Raw genomic sequence first — 19,098 nt, forward strand, 5'->3', positions numbered from 1 at the left:
CTCCTTGAAGACCGCGGCGATGATGTCGCGGTCAACGTGCCGCCGGCAAGGCATTCTGCCCAGCGGGTGCGATGGCGGCCGCCTCTTCCTGCAGCGTGCGCAGGATGCGCTGGCCTGCGCGGCCGTCCACCTCGCTCCAGCCCAGGCGCTGCTGCTCGGCCTGGATCGCGCGACGCGTGGCGGTACCGATCATGCCGTCGGCGGCACCGATGTCGTGGCCGCGGGCCAGCAGCAGGGTCTGCAGCTGGCGACGCTCATCGCGGCCCAGGCCTGGATCGTCGGTCGGCCAGGCGGTGGCCAACCCGTTGCCGCCACGCAATTGGTCAGCCAGCGTCGCGATCGCCAGCGCATAGCTTTCGGCGGCGTTGTAGCTGTAGATCGCGTCGTAGTTGCGGAACACCAGCAATGCCGGGCCCTTGTTGCCGGCCGGCAGCAGCAGCGCCGCGCGCGCATCCGCCGGCAGGTTGGCCGGAGCCAACACGCTGCCATCCAGCGCAGTCACGCCCTGCGCACGCCAGTCGGCCAGGGCGCGACGCTGGGTGCGGCCGGCCTGGCTGGCGTTGAAGCCGGCGGGCACACGCACCTCCATGCCCCATGGTTCGCCACTGCGCCAACCGGCACGCTTGAGATAGTTGGCGGTGGAGGCCAGTGCATCGGGAATGCTGCCGACCAGATCGCGGCGGCCATCGCCATCACCATCCACGGCGATGCGTGCATAGGTGCTGGGCATGAACTGGGTGTGCCCGAAGGCACCGGCCCAGGAGCCGGTGAGCCCCTGTGCCTGCAGGTCGCCGCGGTCGATCAGCGTGAGCAGCGCCAGCAGCTCACCGCGGAAGAAAGGTTGGCGGCGGCCGGCGCACGACAGCGTGGCCAATGACTGCAGCAGCGGGCGCTTGCCGAACACGCGGCCGTAGTCGCTCTCCACGCCCCAGACCGCGACGATGGTGGCCGGATCGACGCCATACTGGGCCGACACGCGATCGAGCAGGTCGCGGTGCTGCTGCAGCAGGGCGCGACCATCAGCGACGCGTTGGCGATCAACCAGCGCGGCCAGATAGTCCCAGATCGGCGTGGTGAATTCGGGCTGTGCATCGAGCAGGCCGAGCACGCTGGGGTCCGGGGTGAGCCCGGCGGTGATCTTGTTGAAGCGGTCGGCGCCGATGCCCTGGGTCGCGGCGGTGGCCTGCAGGCCCGCCAAGCAGCGGCTGAACGCCGGATCGGTGCTGGCGGCCGAAGCCGCAGGCAGCGTCGGGGTCGACGCAAGGGCGGCCGCCAGGCCGAGCGTGGTCAGAACAGGCATGGCGTCCTCCGTGTTGCCGTTGCACGGCCATCTTAGGGGTAGCGATGCCGCCGAACCTGAAGGGGCACCGGCTGGCCACCACCTCAGGCGCGGCGCAGCAAGCGCAGGCCATAGGCGGGGCTTTCGGCATCCCATCGCTGCGCCACCTGCAGGCCCGCCTGCCGCAACAGCGCGTCGAAGCTGTCATCGGTGTACTTGTGGCTGTACTCGACGCGGATGGGTTCACCGGCGGCGAAGTGGAAAATGCGGCCATCCAGGTGGACGTCCTGTGCCCGCTGGCTGACCAGATCGGTCTCGATGCGCAACCGCGCAGAGCTGTAGCGTGCACGATGACGGAAGCCATCGAGATCGAAGTCGCTGCCGATCTCGCGGTTCAGGCGGGCCAGCAGGTTGAGGGTGAATGCGGCGGTGACGCCCTGCGCATCGTTGTAGGCCGCCTCGATCAACGCCGGGTCCTTGTGCAGGTCGATGCCGACCAGGGCCAGGCCATCACGCCCCATGGTCTGGCGCATCGCGCGCAGCAGCGCGACCGCGTCCTCGCCTTCAAAGTTGCCCAGCGTGGAACCCGGGAAGAACAGCAGCCGTCGCGCGGGTTCGCGTTCGGGCATGGGTACGGCGACGGGACGGGTAAAGTCGGCACAGACCGGCAGCATCTCCACCTCGGGCAGCGCCGGGGCCAGATGGTCGATGCTGGACAGCAGCGCGGCACGCGAGATTTCAATCGGCGTGTAGGCCACCGGGTCGTGCAGGGCGGCCAGCAGCAACGCGGTCTTGCGGCCACTGCCGCTGCCCAGCTCCACCACGTGCAGGTGCGGCCCGACGCTTCGGGCGATGTCCGGCAGTACCCGTGAAAGCAGGGCCAGCTCGGTACGCGTGGGGTAGTACTCGGGAGTATGCGTGATCTGCTCGAACAGGCGCGAGCCGCGTGCATCGTAGAAGTACTTGGACGGCAGCTGGCGGGGCGTGCGCAACAGCCCGGCCACCACGTCGGCAAGGATCTGCTGGCGGCCGGGAGTGAGATCGGTCAGCGCCTGCAGCGCGTCCTGCACCGTACTCATGCGAGATCCCTGGCCAGGCGCAGCCCGGAGAACTGCCAACGCGCCGGGGGCATGAAGAAGTTGCGGTAGCTGGCACGCACGTGGCCACGCGGCGTGGCGCAGCTGCCACCGCGCAGCACCCATTGCCCGCACATGAACTTGCCGTTGTATTCACCGAGGTTGCCGGCGAAAGGGCGAAAGCCCGGATAGGCGCCATACGCGCTGTGGGTCCATTCCCATACATCGCCGAACAGCTGCCGCAGCCCACTGCCCTGCCCCGCCCGAGGGTGCAGCTGATCGTCGTCGGCAAAATGGCCACGCAGGGGCTGCGACGCAGCGGCGGCTTCCCACTCGAACTCGCTGGGCAGGCGCGCACCAGCCCAGCGGGCGCAGGCATCGGCCTCGTAATAGCTGAGATGGCAGACCGGCGCATGCGGGTCCAGTTCTCGCCAACCGCCGAGGGTGTACTCGCGCTGCAGGGCATCGTCCCAGTACAGCGGGTGCTGCCAGCCCTCGGCTTCGCGCAACGCCCAGCCTTCGCTGAGCCACCAGCGCGGCTCGCGGTAGCCGCCAGCCTCGATGAAGGCGAGGTACTCGCCATTGCTGACGGGACGCTCTGCCAGTGCGTGTGCAGCCAGCAGCACGCGGTGCGGCGGCGATTCGTTGTCGTAGGCGAAGGCGGTGTGCTGCGGCCAGGCTGCGGCGCCAATGGTAATGATGCGTTCGGGTGATTCGATCCAGCCCTGCGCACTGGCAGCGCTGGTGGCAGGCTGCAGGTCATCACGGTAGGCTGGCTGCAACGGATTGCACCAGAACGCATGCTTGATGTCGGTCAACAGCAGTTCCTGGTGCTGCTGTTCGTGCTGCAGGCCCAACTGCAGGTGCTGCAGCGCCTGCTCATCAAGGTCGCCTGCCGCCAGTCGCGATTGCACCTGTGCATCGACCTGCTGGCGGTAGTCGTGCACCTGCTGCAGCGAGGGCCGCGACAACAGGCCGCGTTGCGGCCGCGCGTGCGCCGGACCGATGCTTTTGTAGTAGCTGTTGAAAAGATAGTCCCAGGCTGGATCACGCGCCGGCGCACTGGCGAATCCTGCCAGCACGAAGCGTTCGAAGAACCAGGTGGTGTGGGCCAGGTGCCACTTGCTGGGACTGGCGTCGGCCATGCTCTGCAGCATGGCGTCCTCTGCACTGAGCGGTGCGGCCAACTGCAGGCTGCGGGCACGAACACGTGCGAAGTGGTGGGCGAGGTCGTGCTGCGGGGCAGCGACGGCGGTGGGTACGCTGTCCATGCCTACAGCATCGGCGCAGTGCGGTGAGTGCGACGTCATGGCGGCACACTGCCCCATTCACATGGTTGCGGGCGTACCTTTTCAAGAAGCGCGTGTTCAAGAAGCGGGTGAGGACGCCGCTAACGGCAGTGTTGCGGCCGCATCGTCACCGCACTGGACTTCCTGCGTGCCCCTGCATCCACTCCGCCAGCCTGCGCATTACCTGTTCGTGCTGCCCGCCGTGCTGGTCGTCCTGGTGCTGTGGATGGCACTGGGCACCGAGGATGTGGCCAGCCCCGCCCAACGCATCCTGCCCTGGCTGCTGGCCTGCCTCGGCGCGGGCCTGGCCCTGCTCTACCACCAGATACGCACGTTGTGCCTGCTGCTGGTCGTGGCGGTGGTGTTCGCCCTGCTGCACCGGGACGTCGGGGGCTATCTGCGCAGCGGCCATGTCGACGCCTGGACTCCGTTGCGCTTCCACGCAATCTCGGCCTGGGTGCCGCTGCTGTTTGCCGGGCTGGCACTGTGGCCGGAACGCGGACGCCGACGCCAGGACCTGCTGCTGCGCAGCGTGGTCTGCGGCGCGGCCCTGGTGATCTTCCTGCTGCTTGCGGCACAACAGCCGCAGGGCATGCACGATCTGCTGTCGAGCCGTCACTGGGCCTGGATTCCCGCCGACTGGAATGCGCTGGCGCAGCTGCCGGCGCTGCTGTTCCTGCTGGCGAGCGCAGCGCTGGGCTGGCAGGCGTGGCGGCATCCGCGGCCACTGCACACGGCGATGCTGCTGGCCCTGCTGTGCCTGTGGTGGATGTTGCCGCGGATCTTCCTGCAGCCGGTACTGCTGCCGGCGCTGAGCAGCGCCGCCCTGCTGCTGATGCTGGGCGCGATGCTGCAGGAATCCTTCCACATGGCCTTCCGCGATGAGCTGACCGGCCTGCCCGGGCGACGGGCGTTCAACGAGACCCTGCAGCGGGCGCGCGGCACCTACAGCATCGCGATGGTGGACGTGGACCACTTCAAGTCGTTCAACGACACCCACGGCCACGATACCGGCGACGACGTGCTGCGCCTGGTGGGGTCGCGGCTGGCGCGTGTCGGCGACGGTGGCCGAGCGTTCCGCTATGGCGGCGAGGAATTCGCGGTGGTGTTCCTGGACCGCCCAGCGGCGGCCTGCATCGAGGCCGTCGAAGCACTGCGGCAGAGCATCGAGGACACCCGCATGCAACTGCGCGACCGCAGCACCCGCAGCCGTGACGACGAAGCTGGCCGTCAGCAGCGCGGACGCGGCGGCACCGGCCAGGTGGTGCAGGTGACGGTCAGTATCGGGCTGGCCGACAGCCGCGTGGATCCGCGACCGACGGCAGTGCTCAAGGCCGCCGACCAGGCGCTGTACATGGCCAAGGACGGAGGTCGCAACCAGGTCCGCGCGCACGGCGGCCAGCGCCTGCTGGCTGCATCCAGTGCGTAGGGCTCAGACCGCGTCGAGGTAATACCAGCGGCCGTCGATGCGCCGGAATCGGCTGTGCTCGGTCATTCTCACCGCGCTGCCGCCGCCGATGCGGTAGCGCGCGGTGAAGCGCACTTCAGCACTGTCTGCGCCGGTGACCGCGTGGTCGTGCACGGTCAGGCCCAGCCAATGGGTGCGCTGGCCTGGCGCATCGCCCAGCGACAACTCGGCCGGACGCGTATCCGGATGCCAGGTGTGGCGCAGGTAGTCGGCCAGGCCCCGCACATACGCGCTGTAGCGCGAACGCATCAGGTGCTCGGCATCGGGCGCGGCTTCACCGGCATGAAAACGACCACAGCAGGCGGCATAGTCGGCGGGAAGGCCACAGGGGCAGGGATCGGCGGATTTTCGGCTCATGCCGGCATTGTCGCCGGGTTGCAGGGATTGATGCACGCGCGGCGGGAGTCACCTGGAGCAGGACAGGCGTATGCTGTCGCGCCCCCACCTTGATTGATCGCCGTGCTGGATCTGGTTCCCCCTGAGTTGTGGTGGCTGGTGGTGATCGCCTTCATCGCCGGTCTTGTGGATGCCGCCGTGGGTGGCGGTGGCCTGGTGCAGCTGCCCGGCCTGTTCACGGTGCTGCCGCAGCAGACGCCGGCGATGCTGTTTGGTACCAACAAGTTCAGTTCGATGTTCGGTACCGGTGCGGCTGCGTGGCGCTATGCGCGCAATGTGCGCTTCCCGTGGAAACCGGTACTGTTCGCGGCCGGCACGGCCTTCATCTTCTCCTTCGCCGGGGCCACTGCGGTAAGCCTGCTGCCCAAGGACGCGGTGCGCCCACTGGTGCTGGTGCTGCTGATCGCGATGCTGGCCTACACGCTGTGGAAGAAGGACTTCGGCGCGTTGCACCGGCCCCAGGAGATCGGCCGCCGTGAACTGGTGATCGCGCTGGCGATCGGTGCGGCGATCGGCTTCTACGACGGCTTCTTCGGGCCGGGCACCGGCAGCTTCCTGATCTTCCTGTTCGTGCGCTTCTTCGGCCTGGATTTCCTGCGCGCCTCGGCGGCGTCGAAGGTGGTGAACCTGGCGACCAACGTGGCGGCGATCTCGTTCTTCGTGCCGACCGGCAACATCCTGTGGTTGTTTGCGCTGCCGATGGCCACAGCCAACATCATCGGCTCGGTGGTGGGCACGCGCCTGGCGCTGAAGGGCGGCACGCCGTTCATCCGCAAGCTGTTCGTGGGGCTGGTGGTGGTGCTGATCGCGCGGATGGCGTGGGATACGTTCCACGCTGCGTGAATGCGGTTGCCGGCCAGCGGCCGGCACTACCGAACCCCGCCCATGGGTAGTGCCGGCCGCTGGCCGGCATTCCCCTTCAATCGGCCGGGTCAGGCCTCGGCTTCTTCCGGTTCGTTGGCCTGCTGGCGGCTGCGCTCGGGCAGCTTCAGGCGCTTGCCCTCTTCGTCGTACTCGATCAGCAGCACGCCGGAGTCGTGACGGCCGCTGATTTCGACGAAGCAGGCGCCGCCGATGAACGGTTCCAGCGTCATCACCGACTTCAGCGGGGTGGCAACCACCATCTGGAAGCCGAAGTTGTCGAAGATGTTCATTGCCAGTGCGGTGAACTCGTTGTCGGCCTTGTCGAAGGCCTCGTCGAGCACGACCGCGGCGTAGCTGGGCAGCTGGCTGTCGGCGCCGCCGAGCTGGTAGCGCAGCGCAGCCGCCAGGCAGGTAGTGGCCAGCTTCTGGCGCTGGCCACCGGACTTGCCGGCGCCGCTGCGGTAGATCTCGACCTGCTGGCGCGTTTCCGCATCCAGCTCGACGCCGATGAACTCCACGTGCATGCGCACGTCCAGCACCAGCTCGCGCCAGCGCTTGTCCTCGCCTTCCTGCGAGCCGAGGCGGTTGACCAGCTGGCGCAGCACGGTGAACTGCGACTCGGCCAGCTCGCGCTGCTCGGTCTGCTGCTGCGACAGCACCTCGCGCAGCTGCAGGTGGAACTCAGCGACCTCCGGCAGGCGGCGGTCGCTCAGTTCGATGGTCAGCAGCGTGCCCCGGTTGAACGGCACCTGCTCCAGGCTGGCGTTCACCTCGTCCAGGCGCTGGCCGATCGACTTGCGGGCCTCTGCGCTGTGGCGCTGCAGGGCCAGCAGGTTGTTCTTGCTCTGGTTCTGCAGCAGGTCGAAGAAGCGCTCTTCGTGCTGTGGCAGGCCGTCGCGTTCCAGCCGTTCGAGGCGTGCGAGGAAGTCCTCGGCCGAGGCCACCGACACGGTGAAGTCGCCCGACTCCTCTGGCCACTGCTGGATGAAGCGACGGAAGCAGCCGATCAGCTGGTTCTCGATGCGGTTGAGGTCCTGCTGCGAGGACGACAACTGCTCGTTCAGCGCGTTGCTGACCTGGCGCATGTGCGCTTCGAGCGTTTCCAGGCTGAGCGGCCCCTGTTCCTGCAGGCGCTCGGCGAGGCCGGCTTCCTGCTCCTGGGCCAGGCTCGGCAGCACCAGTGCGCGGCTCTGCTGGCGTGCGCGGTCAAGGCGATCACGTTCCTTGACCAGCTGGCCGCGCTCGACGCGGACGTCTTCATAGGTGCGGCGGGACTGCTCGATGTCGGCGCGCACGGCGTCGATCTGCTTGGCCAGCTTGGCGAGATCGGCGTTGCCTTCGCGCAGGTCGCGCAGGGTGGCTTCGATATCGCTCAGGCGCTGCTGCGGAGCGGCGATGTCGATCTCGTTCCAGCTGATGCTGACCAGCTCGTGGCATGCCAGGCGGCGTTCGTTGTCGCGATCACGCTGCCCGCGCAGGCGCGCGATGTCGGTCTCGCAGCTGGCGATGCGCTTGGCCAGTTCCTGTGCTTCGCGCTCGAAGGCGCCCACCTTGTCGTGGTTGTTGAAGCCGAGGATCCAGCGACGGCGGTCGCCCACCGCACTGCGGTCGTCCTTCTCGAAACGGTCGCCGGGATGCTTGACCTGGCCTTCGCGGGTGATGCCGCGGTCGACGTTGCGCAGCTGCCTGGCATCCACGCATTCGTAGTCGAAGCGCTTGCCCAGCTCGCGGCGCAGCCAGCTTTCGAATACATGCTCGCGCAGTTCAAGCTTGTGCAGCAGCGACTTCGCCGACGGCTCACGGGCGAATGCATCATCGTTGCGGCGCACGCGGTAGTAGGTGAAGCGCATGCCAAGGTGGGTACGGTTCACCCATTCGGCGACGTCGTTGTAATGCTTGTCGTCGACCAGCAGCGACAGCGCGAAGCCACCCAGCACGCGCTCGATGGCACCCTGCCAGCCCTGCTCTTCCGAGCGGACCTGGATCAGTTCGCCGACGAAGGGCAGTGCCGCCTCGGCGATGCCGGTTTCCTCGGCCAGGCGCGCGCGCAGCTTCTGCATCGGCGCCGGGATGTTGGAGGGCGTGCGCTGCATCGCTTCAAGTTCGGCACGGACCTCGCCGAAGCGGCGCTCGTCATCGCGCTTGCCGCCCAGGCGGTCACTGATCGCGTCGTCCAGTGCCGAGGAGGCACGCTGGCGGTCCTGCAGCTCGTTCTGTGCGCGCTCGACCAGTTCGGCGAAGCCATGGGCGTCGTCCGGCAGTTCGACCCCCAGCTGCTGCGCCGCCTGGCGTGCCTGCTCGCGCTTGGCCTGACGGCGATCGCGCTCAGCTTCGGCACGACCCTGCTCGCGTTCCAGTTCCTCGATGCGCTCACCGCCCTGCTGGCGGCGCTGCAGCTCCAGTTCGGCCAGGCGCTCGGTGTGGTTGTCGAGCGCGGCACGGCGCTGGGCTTCTTCGCCAAGCAGGCCGCGGTCACGCACGTCCATCTCGCGCAGGCGCGCCTCGATCAGCGCTTGGCGCCGGCTTTCGCGGAAGCTGTCAACACCGAGCTTCAGCGCTTCGTCGTCGCCACGACGGCGGTGCATTTCCTTCAGATCGTTGTAGTAGGCGCGCGCCGGCAACAGGGTTTCCACCTGACGGCGGGCAGTGACCACCGCCTGGTGCGCGCCATCAAGCTCGGCAAAGTCGCTGACCAGGCGCTCGGCGGCGTCGAAGGTCTTCGGCGTGTCGAGCATGAAGTCGCGCAGGAAGACGTTGAGGTCGCCCAGGTTCTTCGCCGACTGCGTCTTGTGCAGCAGGCGCAGCGCCATCTCGTTGTCGATGCCGAGCAGGTCGCGGAAACGCTCTGCGTAGCCGGAGAACGTGTCGAAGTGGTGCAGGTCGGGCAGCTTCTGCTTCAGCTTGCGCAGGTCCAGGTCGAAGCCGCCGAGGTCCTTGGCGATGTCGAACGGGCGCTCGGCGATCATGTAGTGCTTGCGCACATCGCCGGCCGAGGTGCCGTTGCCGGAGATCCACAGCAGGCGCACCAGGCTGACCACGCGGCCATCGCCGGCGCGGTATTCCAGTACCAGCGCGGTCCAGGTCGCGCCCTTGCGCAGGTACTGGGTGGCGATTTCGCCGGTGCCGCTGTCCTGCTGGTCGGCCCACGCGCCGCGCACGTAGGACACCAGGTTGCGGTCGCGGCCACTGCGCTCGGCTTCACGTGCAGCGGCGTTGAAGTCGACGATGGCCGGTGGCGTCAGCAGCGCGGACATGGCATCGAGCAGGGTCGACTTGCCCGAGCCGGAGCGGCCGACGAACAGGAAGCCGCGCTCGGCGATCGGTACTTCGGTCAGGCCGTTGAAGGTGCCCCAGTTGTGCACCTGCAGGCGGCGCATGCGGAACTGCTGCAGGCGCGGGTCCGGCAGGCCTTCGTTGAACAGGGCGGGAGTGTGCTTGGAGATAGCCATGCGATGGTCGGGTCTCTCAGGCCTCGGCGGCCGGGGTTTCACGCAGCTGGCGGTAGACCGCCGAAAGCTGGGACACGTCTTCGGCGGAGAACAGCAGCTTCAGCGCCGGCGAGACTTCGTGGCGGTCTTCCTGGCCGCTGAGGCGGGTCAGGATGTGGTTGTCCTTCATCTTCTGCACCGCCGATGCGACGCGACGGTTGAAGCCGGCGCGGTCGGTGGACAGGTTCTTTTCGTAGATGGCCAGCGCTTCGGCCATCTCGGCGTCGGCGACCACCGCGCGGTTGCCGCGCGCATCGGCCTCGGCCAGCTGCTGGCGCAGGTACAGCAGCAGCACCGAGTCGATGAAGGTCAGCGGCGAGGTGCGCAGCAGCACCGGCGCATCGACGTCTTCGGTATCGGCCTGGCGGGTGAACGCCACGCCACTGTCGCGGTCGAGCACCAGTTCCAGGAACAGGTCGGCCAGCGACGAGCGGATGGCCGCCTCGCTGCGGATCAGCGCCGGCCACAGCTTGGCGTGGCGCAGCTGGTCGATGCTGGGGCCGATCAGCAGCTGGCACAGCGCACGGCGCGCATCCAGCGGCAGGCGCCCGGTATCGCCGAGGTAGTACACGTCGTTGCCACGGCGGGGCTGCGCCACGGCCGCCACCGGCTCGGCCTCGTAGGCGTCTTCCGCCACGTCGGCCTGCGGTGCGTCGATGGGATCTTCATGCCAGCTCATGGCGTCTCTCCTGGGTGAACCAAACCAGCGGGATGCGGGCGCGACGGATCTGGCCGTCGCCACCACGCCATTGCGCAAGCTCCTGCTCGCCGGCGATCACGTTGCCGAAGCGCGTGCCCAGCGACAGGTAGCCGATGACGCTGCCAAGACCCTGCGGCGCTTCGCGCTGCGAAAGGGCCTGGGCGATGCTGAGCCGCGGCTGTGCATCGAGCAGGTCGTGCAGGTCGCGGCGCAGGGTACGGAAGTCGATTTCGGACGAAGCGACCAGATCGCCAACGCTTTCCAGGCTGATCGCGGCTGCGTCGTTGTATTCGACGTTGCCATCGACCTGGGCGCTGCGCGGATCGTGCAGTTTCCATTGCGACCACGAGCGCAGGCGGCTGGTGGTCAGCTGCAGGTCGCGGCCGATGCCGCGTTGTGCGGGGAACTCGTCGCGCAGAGCGAGCGCTTCGGACTGCGCCTGCTTGAGCAGCTGGTTGAGGCGACGCTGTTCCAGATAGCCACGGCTCTGCACGAAGCCGCGCAGGCTGCGCGCGAAGTTCTGCAGCACATCGTGCACCTGGCCACCGCGCTCGAGCATGGTGCTGGTGAAGCCGCGCAGGAAGTTGCGTTCGTTGCGGTCCAGGCGGCGGGCGAAGCCACGCGCCAGCACCGCTTCCAGCGCGGCATCGAGCTGGGCGCTCTGCTCGGCGTCGTTGAGCAGGCGCCAGAAGGCCTGGAAGCTACGCCCGGCATCACTTTCGCCAATCACGTCCACGCCTTCGAACAGCTGCGACAGCACATCGCCGCGCTCGCCCTCGTCGTCGATGATGCGTTCGCGGAACTCGCGGTTGAGCTGCTCGAAGTCGTCGCGCACGCGGCGGAAGTCCTCGGTCAGCTCGTCGGCCAGGCCGATGATCTGGCGCGCACGTTCCAGCGCGCGCTTGCCGTCCAGCGCGATCACACGGCCGGCGCCGACACGGGCGATCTCGGCGTCGATCCGGTCGCGCTCGTCGCGCAGTGCCGACAGGCGGGCGTCCGGATCGGATTCGGTCTGCGCGGCCAGCTGCGAGAGCTGTTCGATGACCAGCGCCAGCCGGCTCTCGGTGGCGGCCACACGGGCCTGCTCGAGGCCGTCGGCAAAGCGGATCGCCTGAAGCGCCGCGGTCGAAAGCTCGTACTGCTCCTGGTCGGCGCCCTCGGGCAGGCGGCGTTCCAGCCAGCCCTGGGCCAGCCAGTGCGCGATGTAGGCCTGCGCGGTACGCGGCAGCTCGCGCGACAGTTCGTCGCTATTGAGCTGATCCAGCGCACGCTGCAGGCGCTCGTTGAGCACCGACGAAGGCAGGGTGCGCTCGCCGTCCATCAACAGCCCCTGCAGCAGGCCGATGATTTCCGGAGCGTGGTCGGCGGCGAGCAGCTTCCACTGGGGCTGTTCGCGCAGATGGCGGTAACGGGAGATGCGTTCGCGATGCTTCATGCAGCGAAAGGAGTCATGAGGGCTGGCGGGGAGGGGCAGCCACGCACGGCGGCCGCGCCGGCATCCGTGGGCATGCCGGCCCGCAGGGGCCGGCGGGGTGCGGGCAGGCGGCTCAGCGCTTGCCGCCCACTTCGATGAAGCGCAGGAACTCGGCGCGGGTACGCGCGTCGTCGCGGAAGCTGCCCAGCATCTTGGAGGTGACCATGCTGACGCCGCGCTTGTGGATGCCACGGGTGGTCATGCATTCGTGGGCGCCTTCGACCACCACGCCGACACCGATCGGTTGCAGCACATCCTGGATGCACTGGGCGATCTGCGCGGTCATCTTCTCCTGCACCTGGAAACGGCGGGCGTAGGCTTCGACGACGCGGGCCAGCTTGCTGATGCCCACCACCTTGCCGGCCGGCAGGTAGCCGACATGCACGCGGCCGATGATCGGCGCCATGTGGTGTTCGCAGTGGCTTTCGTACTCGATGTCGCGCAGGACAATGAGTTCGTCATAGCCTGCCACTTCCTCGAAGGTGCGCTCCATGTAGGCGCGCGGGTCATCGCGGTAACCGCTGAACCAGTCGCCATAGGCTTCGGCGACACGGCGGGGGGTATCCAGCAGGCCTTCGCGGGACGGGTCCTCACCGGCCCAGCGCAGCAGGGTGCGCACGGCATCCTCGGCCTGGTCCTGGGTCACGTCGCCCTGCTGGGCGGCCTTTTCGTTGTTCTTGCTCATTGCGTACAGCGTCCCGAACGGGGGGCGAGCATCGTACCCGACCGGGGGGTGGGTCGTCCTGTAGGGACGGTTCATCGGGGGTGACGCGCGGCGCCGGACTGCTACCGGTTTGGAGCGGGAAGGGCGGCAGGGCAGGACACGCCGTAAACCCGTCCCTGGGGGCTCGGTCGGCGCATCCATGCGCCTCACGGTCCTGCCCTGCCGCCCTTCCCGCTCCCTGACGGTTTCCTGCGGGCGCGGCCGGACCGCCCGAAAGCGGGGTCAAAAGCGGGGGTTCATGGCTTCGGAAGCGGTGTGCCGCCCTGGTGGGTGCGGACCTTGGTCCGCACTGCTTTTGCCCTTAGAGCCAACCCACCGCGCTCGCGGGATGTGGGGTGGGTGGCGGAGGGCCGGGCGGGACAGGGCCGTGAGGCGCATGGATGCGCCGATCGAGCTTACATGGACGTACTTGCAGCGTGCCCTGCCCCGTCCGGCCCTCCGCCACCCCAACCGATAGCCAGCAGGCGCAACGCTTTCCTCAACACACCCACCCATTCAGAAAAACCTATTGATAGGAATGAAATTAGTAGTATCCTATCTATATCTTATGGACCGACCCCTCGACGAGCGCACCGTGCTGCAGATGCAGCTCAGCTCCGGCCTGCTTTATGCAGGGCGGCAGTGGCAGCGCCTGGCCGACAGCCGGCTCGGCAGCTATGGCATCTCCACCGCCTGCACCATGCCGTTGCTGATGATCGGCCGCTCCGGCGGTGGCATCCGCCAGGTGGCGCTGGCCCAGCAGCTGGGCATGGAGGGTCCTTCCCTGGTACGCCTGCTGGACAAGCTGTGTGCCAGTGGCCTGGTCCGCCGCGAGAGCGACGCCAGCGACCGCCGCGCCAATCTGTTGTGGCTGACCGACGAGGGCCATGCGCTGGTCAGCGAACTGGAAGATCAGTTGATCGGCCTGCGCCAGGACGTGTTCGGCGAGCTTTCCATGGATGAACTGCACGCCGTGCTGAAGGCATGGCGCCTGCTGGCCGAGGCCGCCGACCGCATCACGTAAGAGCGCTGCCCCCGAACACCGCCGCTGCCGTGCACACGCCAGCGGCTTTTGCCCGTTGCTGTTGTTTCGTTGTCCCTCCCCTCCCCCACCTCGTCCCCGCCCCCTACCGATGCCCGGTGAATTCAGTCTCCACGGAGTGTTCGTCCCGACCCTGCTTGGGTTGATGGTGTTGGCCTATCTGGTCAACAGCGGCCTGCACGCGCTGCTGCAGCGTGCCGGCGCCTACCGCCATGTATGGCACCCGGCGCTGTTCAACCTAGCGCTGTACGGGATCGTGCTTGGCCTGCTGTTCCACCTCCTGCGTTGGATGCAATCGTGAACAAGATCGTGAAGAAGACCCTGCCGGTGCTGCTCACCAGCGCAGCCGTGATCGTCGCCCTGCTGGTGCTGCGCCAGCTGTGGGTCTACTACATGGATGAACCCTGGACCCGCGACGCCCACGTCGGCGCCGACGTGGTGCAGGTGGCGCCGGACGTGTCCGGGCTGGTGGAAACGGTGAACGTGGCCGACAACCAGGCGGTGAAGAAGGGCGACCTGCTGTTCGTCGTCGATCGCGCCCGCTACCGCATCGCGCTGGAGCAGGCCAAGGCCAGCCTGGCCGAGCGCCAGGCCTCGGTGGCACAGCTGCGCCGCGAGATCGGCCGCGACCGCAGCCTGCAGGACCTGGTCGCCGCCGAGGATGCCGAAGTGCGCCGCGCCAAGCTGCAGGCTGCACAGGCGGCGCTGGCCACCGCACAGGCCGCGGTCGACCTGGCCGAGCTCAACCTGGGCCGCACCGAGGTGCGCGCGCCGGCCGATGGCCGCGTCAACGACCGCACGATGCGCGTGGGCGACTACGTGGTGGCCGGCAAGCCGGTGCTGGCGTTGCTGGATACCGGCTCGTTCCGCATTGATGGCTATTTCGAGGAAACCCGACTGCGCGGCGTGGCGCCGGGGCAGCGCGTGGACATCCGCCTGATGGGCGAATCGGCACCGCTGCACGGCCATGTCGAGAGCATTGCCGCCGGTATCGAGGACCGCTACCGCAGCAACGGCAGCACCCTGCTGCCGAACGTGACCCCGGCCTTCGACTGGGTGCGGCTGGCGCAGCGCATCCCGGTGCGCATCGCCATCGACGAAGTGCCCAAGGGCGTTGAGTTGATTGCCGGCCGTACCGCCACGGTGACCGTGGACACCGGCCGCCATCCGCACAACGGCAAGGCCGGCACTTCGCCGACACAGGCGGGCCTGTGAACGCCGCCCTGCCCCGTCTCGGCCTGATCGTCGCACTGGCCAGCCTGGCCGCGTGCAAAACCGTCGGCCCGGACTATGCACTGCCGGAAGGTTCGGCGTTCAAGCGCCCGGAGGCCAATGCGGCCTTCATCGATACGCAGAACCCGCAGATTGCCGCCAACCAGGCGCTGCCCGACCGCTGGTGGTCGCTGTACAACGACCCGGTGCTGGACGGGCTGATCACCCAGGCACTGCGTGACAACGTGGAACTGAAGGCCGCCGATGCGCACCTGCGCCGCGCTGCCGCCGTGTACGAACAGGCGCTGGACGCGGGCGGCTTCGAGTACGAGGCCGAGGCCGGCGTCAGCCGCGCGCAGTTGTCGGCCGAATCGTTCCTGCAGGAGCACGAGCTGCCGGTGATCAACCTGGCCGATGGCAAGTTCGCGGTCAGCTACCAGTTCGACCTGTTCGGCAAGCTCAAGCGCGGCGCCGAAGCGGCGCGAGCCGACGAACAGTCGGTTGCCGCAGCACGTGACCTGGCCCAGGTCAGCGTGGTCGCGCAGGTGGCCGACAGCTACCTGGAGATCTGCCACGCCAACCACGAGCTGCACGTGGCCGAGCATTCGCTGCAGCTGCAGCAGCGCAGCCGCACCGTTACCGAGCGCCTGATCGCCGCCGGCCGCGGCACACCGCCGGAACTGGCCCGGGCCAATGCGCAGGTGGCGCTGCTGGAGGCGGCACTGCCGCCGCTGCGCGCGCAGCGTTCGGCCGCGGCCTATTCGCTGGCCGCACTGCTGGGCCAGACCCCGGGCCAGCTGCCGGCCGGGGTGATCGACTGCGCGCACGCGCCCGGCCTGGCGCAGCCGCTGCCGGTCGGTGATGGCCGTGCGCTGCTGCAGCGCCGCCCGGACGTGCGCCAGGCCGAACGCAAGCTGGCCTCGGCCACGGCGCGGATTGGCGTGGCCACCGCCGAGCTGTATCCGGACATCCGTCTGGGTGCCTCAGTGGGCGCCGCCGGCCTGCTGGAAGACTTCGGCACGCCGATGACCCAGCAGTGGTCGATCGGCCCGCTGATCTCGTGGACACTGCCCTCTTCGGGCACGCATGCCCGCATCCACGCCGCCGAAGCCGGTGCCGACGCGGCCCTGGCCGAGTTCGACCACACCGTGCTGCAGGCACTGCGCGAGACCCAGACCGCGCTGGACCGCTATGCGCAGGACCTGCGCCGGCTGCAATCGCTGCGCGTGGCGCAGGAGCAGGCCGCGCTGGCCGCCGAGCAGAACCGCCGGCTTTACCAGGGCGGCCGCACACCCTACCTGTCCAGCCTGGATGCCGACCGCAGCCTGGCCAGCAGCGACGCCACCCTGGCCGCCGCCGAAGCGCAGGTCTCGCGCGACCAGATCCACCTGTTCCTGGTGCTGGGTGGCGGCTGGCAGGCATCGGTTGCCCCGGCTGCACCGTCCACCGCACAGGCCACGGCGAAGTAAGCCATGAACGCGCTGACCGATCGCCAGGCCTGGCTGTTCTCGATCAAGACCTACCTGGCCGCGGTGGCCGCGCTGTACATCGCCATGGCCGGCAACCTGTCGCGCCCATACTGGGCGATGGGCACGGTGTACATCGTCAGCCAGCCGCTGCTGGGCCCGACCCGCGCCAAGGGCGTGTACCGCATTGTCGGCACCCTGGTGGCCGGGCTGGCCACGCTGCTGGTACTGCCGGCGCTGGTGGAAACCCCGCTGGTGCTGAGTGCGGCGATGTCGATCTGGCTGGCCGGTTGCCTGTTCATGGCCCTGCTCAATCGCGGCCCTCGCGGCTACGCGTTCCTGCTGGCCGGCTACACCACCGCCTTCATCGGCTTCCCGGCGGTAACTTCGCCGGAGACCATCTTCGACACCGTGGTGGCGCGCAGCGAGGAGATCATCCTCGGCACGGTGGTGGCCGTGCTGTTCGCCTCGCTGTTGTTCCCGGCCTCGGTGCGGCCGATGCTGCGCGCCCGGATCGGCAACTGGATGGAGGACGCTGCGCAGTGGTGCCGGCAGATCCTTGAGCGTGGCCGCGCGCATGCGCCGCGCAACCGGCTGGCTGCCGACCTGGTGCAGTTCGAGGCACTGATCGAGTTCCTGCGCCGCGACGATCCACGCCATGCCGGGTCTGCGGTGTCGATGGAGCGGCTGCGCGAGCGCATGCTGTTGCTGTTGCCGGTGTTGTCGTCGATCGCCGATCGCCTGAGCGCGCTGCGCAGCGATGGGCAGGCCCTGCCGGATGGGCTGCCGGCGCTGGTCGACGACATCCGCGAGTGGCTGGATGGCCCGACCAACGCCAGCGAGTACGCGCGGCTGCGCGCGCGCATCAGCGCGCTGAAGCCGCAGGTGGACCGCGACCTGCAGCACCTGCAGCTGGCCAGCCTGCTGCTGCGCCTGGAAGAACTGGTGGACCTGTGGCAGGACTGCCGCACCCTGCAGCACGCGATCGACCAGGGCACGGCGCCGTTGGATCGCGCGCACTACCGCATCCGCACCGAACGCGTGGCCGCCGACAAGCACGTCGACTACGGCATGGCGCTGTTCTCCGCGCTCAGTGCCGGCGTAGCGCTGATGAGCTACTGCGTGCTGTGGATCGCGCTGGGCTGGGAAGGCGGCGGCAACGGCGCGATGATGGCGGCGGTGACGGCCGCATTTTTCGCCGCACAGGACGATCCGGCCCCCAGCATGGTGCAGTTCCTGGTGTGGGCGATGGTCGCCTCGGTGGTGGCGGGCGTGTACCTGTTCGGCGTGTTCCCAGCCGTGCACGACTTCGGCCTGCTGGCGCTTGTGCTGGCGGTGGCCTTCCTGCCGCTGGGACTGCTGCTTCATCATCCCAAGAGTGCGCTGTTCGCGCTGCCGCTGACAGTCAATCTGGCTGCGTTGCTGAGCCTGCAGAACACCTACAGCGCCAACATCCAGACCTTCCTCAATTCGTCGATCGCGATGTTCATCGGCATTGGCTTTGCAGTGGTGATGACCCGCCTGTTCCGTTCGGTAGGTGCCGAGTGGACCGCGCGCCGGCTGGTGCGGCAGGGCTGGACCACGCTGGCCGAAGCCGCCGAAGGACGTGGCCAGCAGGATCGGCAGCGCTTCGCCGCACGCATGCTCGACCTGCTGGGCCTGCTCGCACCGCGCCTGGCAGCGACGCCGGAGGGCAGCGACATTGCCTCGGTGGACATGCTCAACGAGGCGCGCATCGGCCTGAACATCCTGCAGCTGCGTCGTGCACGGCTGGAACTGCCCGAGCGCAGCCGCGAAGCCGTCGAGCACATCCTGGAAGAGATCGCTGGGCACTACCGGCGGCAGATCGCGGCGCGCAAGCCGATTGCTGCAGACCAGGCGCTGCGCGAGCGGCTGGATACCTCGCTGGGCCGGGTTGGCAGCGTGGCGGCGTGCAAGGCCCGCGACGAGGCGCTGATGGGCCTGGTCGGCCTGCGCTTCGCGCTGTTCCCGGAGGCCAAGGCGTTGGCGCCGGGCCTGGCCATGGACACGGCGACGCAGCCGTAGCGCGCTACCCTGTGCGTCCACAGACCCCATTGCCGGGGTCGGATCCTTCGCCGCGGGCGAAGGCTCTGACCCCTGCTCTGCACAGGAAGCTCCAATGAGTTACGACATGATGGTGTTCGAGGCCAGCGCCGCGCCACGCGAGGCGCCAGCTTTCATCGCCTGGTTCGAAAAGCAGACGCAGTGGAACGAGCGCCACGAGTACGACGACCCGGCCGTCAGCAGCCCGGCGCTGCAGGCGTGGTTTACGGAGATGGCGCAGGAATTCCCGCCGTTGAACGGACCACTGAGCAACGACGATGACGACCGCGCCGAGGTGACCGAGTACAGCATCGGCCGGCAGGTGATCTACGGCGCGTTCGCCTACTCGGTGGCCGAGCGCGCGCACGGGCGGGTGCAGGATCTGGCCGAGAAGCACGGCGTGGGCTTCTTCGACGTGAGTGCGGATGAAGCGGCGATCGTGTTTCCTGATGGGTTGGTACTCATCGCGTAGATCCACGCCATGCGTGGATGACCACCAGAACGATCGAAGCGCGCTTTTGTAGAGTCGAGCCACGCTCGACTCCGTGGCCCATCAGCCGAGCATGGCCCGGCTCTA

The 19,098-nt window shown here is 68.3% G+C and carries 16 protein-coding genes; 8 read left to right on the plus strand and 8 right to left on the minus strand.

Annotated features, from left to right (window positions below; all coding sequences use genetic code 11):
• Positions 1-31: 31 nt before the first annotated feature.
• From PEM_RS18165 to egtB, 3 genes are all read right to left on the minus strand, one after another.
• Positions 32-1,300, minus strand: coding sequence for a lytic murein transglycosylase (locus tag PEM_RS18165; protein WP_111128341.1), 1,269 nt, complete (start codon positions 1,298-1,300; stop codon positions 32-34).
• A gap of 83 nt (positions 1,301-1,383) precedes the next feature.
• The gene (egtD, locus tag PEM_RS18170; RefSeq protein WP_005421314.1) at positions 1,384-2,358 is read right to left on the minus strand and encodes an L-histidine N(alpha)-methyltransferase; all 975 of its coding nucleotides are present in this window, start codon (positions 2,356-2,358) and stop codon (positions 1,384-1,386) included.
• Positions 2,355-3,626, minus strand: coding sequence for an ergothioneine biosynthesis protein EgtB (egtB, locus tag PEM_RS18175; RefSeq protein WP_095379435.1), 1,272 nt, complete (start codon positions 3,624-3,626; stop codon positions 2,355-2,357). The genes egtD and egtB overlap by 4 nt, the downstream gene beginning before the upstream one ends.
• A 166-nt stretch (positions 3,627-3,792) precedes the next feature.
• On the opposite strand from egtB, the gene PEM_RS18180 reads away from it, so the two are divergent.
• On the plus strand, positions 3,793-5,073 hold the full coding sequence (locus PEM_RS18180) for a GGDEF domain-containing protein (RefSeq protein ID WP_111128339.1): 1,281 nt from the start codon (positions 3,793-3,795) through the stop codon (positions 5,071-5,073).
• A gap of 3 nt (positions 5,074-5,076) precedes the next feature.
• Here PEM_RS18180 and PEM_RS18185 read toward each other — a convergent pair whose 3' ends face one another.
• A complete protein-coding gene (locus tag PEM_RS18185) occupies positions 5,077-5,469 on the minus strand; it encodes a YchJ family metal-binding protein (protein ID WP_032954755.1) in 393 nt (130 codons plus the stop codon).
• Between the two features lie 102 nt (positions 5,470-5,571).
• On the opposite strand from PEM_RS18185, the gene PEM_RS18190 reads away from it, so the two are divergent.
• Positions 5,572-6,351 (plus strand): TSUP family transporter, encoded by a 780-nt coding sequence (locus PEM_RS18190; protein ID WP_111128346.1) that lies wholly within the window; start codon positions 5,572-5,574, stop codon positions 6,349-6,351.
• A gap of 89 nt (positions 6,352-6,440) precedes the next feature.
• Here PEM_RS18190 and PEM_RS18195 read toward each other — a convergent pair whose 3' ends face one another.
• From PEM_RS18195 to folE, 4 genes are all read right to left on the minus strand, one after another.
• Positions 6,441-9,821 (minus strand): SbcC/MukB-like Walker B domain-containing protein, encoded by a 3,381-nt coding sequence (locus PEM_RS18195; protein WP_111128337.1) that lies wholly within the window; start codon positions 9,819-9,821, stop codon positions 6,441-6,443.
• Between the two features lie 16 nt (positions 9,822-9,837).
• Positions 9,838-10,539: a DUF4194 domain-containing protein gene (locus tag PEM_RS18200; RefSeq protein WP_005421303.1), complete on the minus strand. Its 702-nt coding sequence runs from the start codon at positions 10,537-10,539 to the stop codon at positions 9,838-9,840.
• Complete coding sequence (locus PEM_RS18205; RefSeq protein WP_053496749.1) at positions 10,526-11,995, minus strand: DUF3375 domain-containing protein; 1,470 nt, start codon at positions 11,993-11,995, stop codon at positions 10,526-10,528. Before PEM_RS18205 ends, PEM_RS18200 begins: the two co-directional genes overlap by 14 nt.
• 112 nt (positions 11,996-12,107) lie before the next feature.
• A complete protein-coding gene (gene folE / locus PEM_RS18210; RefSeq protein ID WP_065179742.1) occupies positions 12,108-12,719 on the minus strand; it encodes a GTP cyclohydrolase I FolE in 612 nt (203 codons plus the stop codon).
• Positions 12,720-13,305: 586 nt separating this feature from the next.
• Between folE and PEM_RS18215 the strand changes: the two genes are divergently transcribed.
• From PEM_RS18215 to PEM_RS18240, 6 genes are all read left to right on the plus strand, one after another.
• A complete protein-coding gene (locus PEM_RS18215) occupies positions 13,306-13,761 on the plus strand; it encodes a MarR family transcriptional regulator (RefSeq protein ID WP_005421298.1) in 456 nt (151 codons plus the stop codon).
• A gap of 109 nt (positions 13,762-13,870) precedes the next feature.
• Positions 13,871-14,080: a DUF1656 domain-containing protein gene (locus tag PEM_RS18220; RefSeq protein ID WP_025875651.1), complete on the plus strand. Its 210-nt coding sequence runs from the start codon at positions 13,871-13,873 to the stop codon at positions 14,078-14,080.
• Entirely contained in the window at positions 14,077-14,994 is a 918-nt protein-coding gene (locus PEM_RS18225; protein ID WP_065179028.1) for an HlyD family secretion protein, read from the plus strand. Before PEM_RS18220 ends, PEM_RS18225 begins: the two co-directional genes overlap by 4 nt.
• The gene (locus PEM_RS18230; RefSeq protein ID WP_111174917.1) at positions 14,991-16,460 is read left to right on the plus strand and encodes an efflux transporter outer membrane subunit; all 1,470 of its coding nucleotides are present in this window, start codon (positions 14,991-14,993) and stop codon (positions 16,458-16,460) included. The genes PEM_RS18225 and PEM_RS18230 overlap by 4 nt, the downstream gene beginning before the upstream one ends.
• A 3-nt stretch (positions 16,461-16,463) precedes the next feature.
• A complete protein-coding gene (locus PEM_RS18235; RefSeq protein ID WP_065197173.1) occupies positions 16,464-18,503 on the plus strand; it encodes an FUSC family protein in 2,040 nt (679 codons plus the stop codon).
• Positions 18,504-18,597: 94 nt separating this feature from the next.
• Entirely contained in the window at positions 18,598-18,993 is a 396-nt protein-coding gene (locus PEM_RS18240; protein ID WP_065179031.1) for a hypothetical protein, read from the plus strand.
• Positions 18,994-19,098: the final 105 nt, after the last annotated feature.

It is taken from the genome of Stenotrophomonas sp. Pemsol (assembly GCF_003586545.1).
GTDB classification, from domain to species: domain Bacteria; phylum Pseudomonadota; class Gammaproteobacteria; order Xanthomonadales; family Xanthomonadaceae; genus Stenotrophomonas; species Stenotrophomonas sepilia.

Coding starts and splice junctions, on each gene's coding strand:
- PEM_RS18165 (WP_111128341.1), bottom strand. CDS start 1,300: ATGCCTGTTCTGACCACGCTCGGCCTGGCGGCCGCCCTTGCGTCGACC.
- egtD (WP_005421314.1), bottom strand. CDS start 2,358: ATGAGTACGGTGCAGGACGCGCTGCAGGCGCTGACCGATCTCACTCCC.
- egtB (WP_095379435.1), bottom strand. CDS start 3,626: ATGGACAGCGTACCCACCGCCGTCGCTGCCCCGCAGCACGACCTCGCC.
- PEM_RS18185 (WP_032954755.1), bottom strand. CDS start 5,469: ATGAGCCGAAAATCCGCCGATCCCTGCCCCTGTGGCCTTCCCGCCGAC.
- PEM_RS18195 (WP_111128337.1), bottom strand. CDS start 9,821: ATGGCTATCTCCAAGCACACTCCCGCCCTGTTCAACGAAGGCCTGCCG.
- PEM_RS18200 (WP_005421303.1), bottom strand. CDS start 10,539: ATGAGCTGGCATGAAGATCCCATCGACGCACCGCAGGCCGACGTGGCG.
- PEM_RS18205 (WP_053496749.1), bottom strand. CDS start 11,995: ATGAAGCATCGCGAACGCATCTCCCGTTACCGCCATCTGCGCGAACAG.
- folE (WP_065179742.1), bottom strand. CDS start 12,719: ATGAGCAAGAACAACGAAAAGGCCGCCCAGCAGGGCGACGTGACCCAG.
- PEM_RS18215 (WP_005421298.1), top strand. CDS start 13,306: ATGGACCGACCCCTCGACGAGCGCACCGTGCTGCAGATGCAGCTCAGC.
- PEM_RS18220 (WP_025875651.1), top strand. CDS start 13,871: ATGCCCGGTGAATTCAGTCTCCACGGAGTGTTCGTCCCGACCCTGCTT.
- PEM_RS18235 (WP_065197173.1), top strand. CDS start 16,464: ATGAACGCGCTGACCGATCGCCAGGCCTGGCTGTTCTCGATCAAGACC.
- PEM_RS18240 (WP_065179031.1), top strand. CDS start 18,598: ATGAGTTACGACATGATGGTGTTCGAGGCCAGCGCCGCGCCACGCGAG.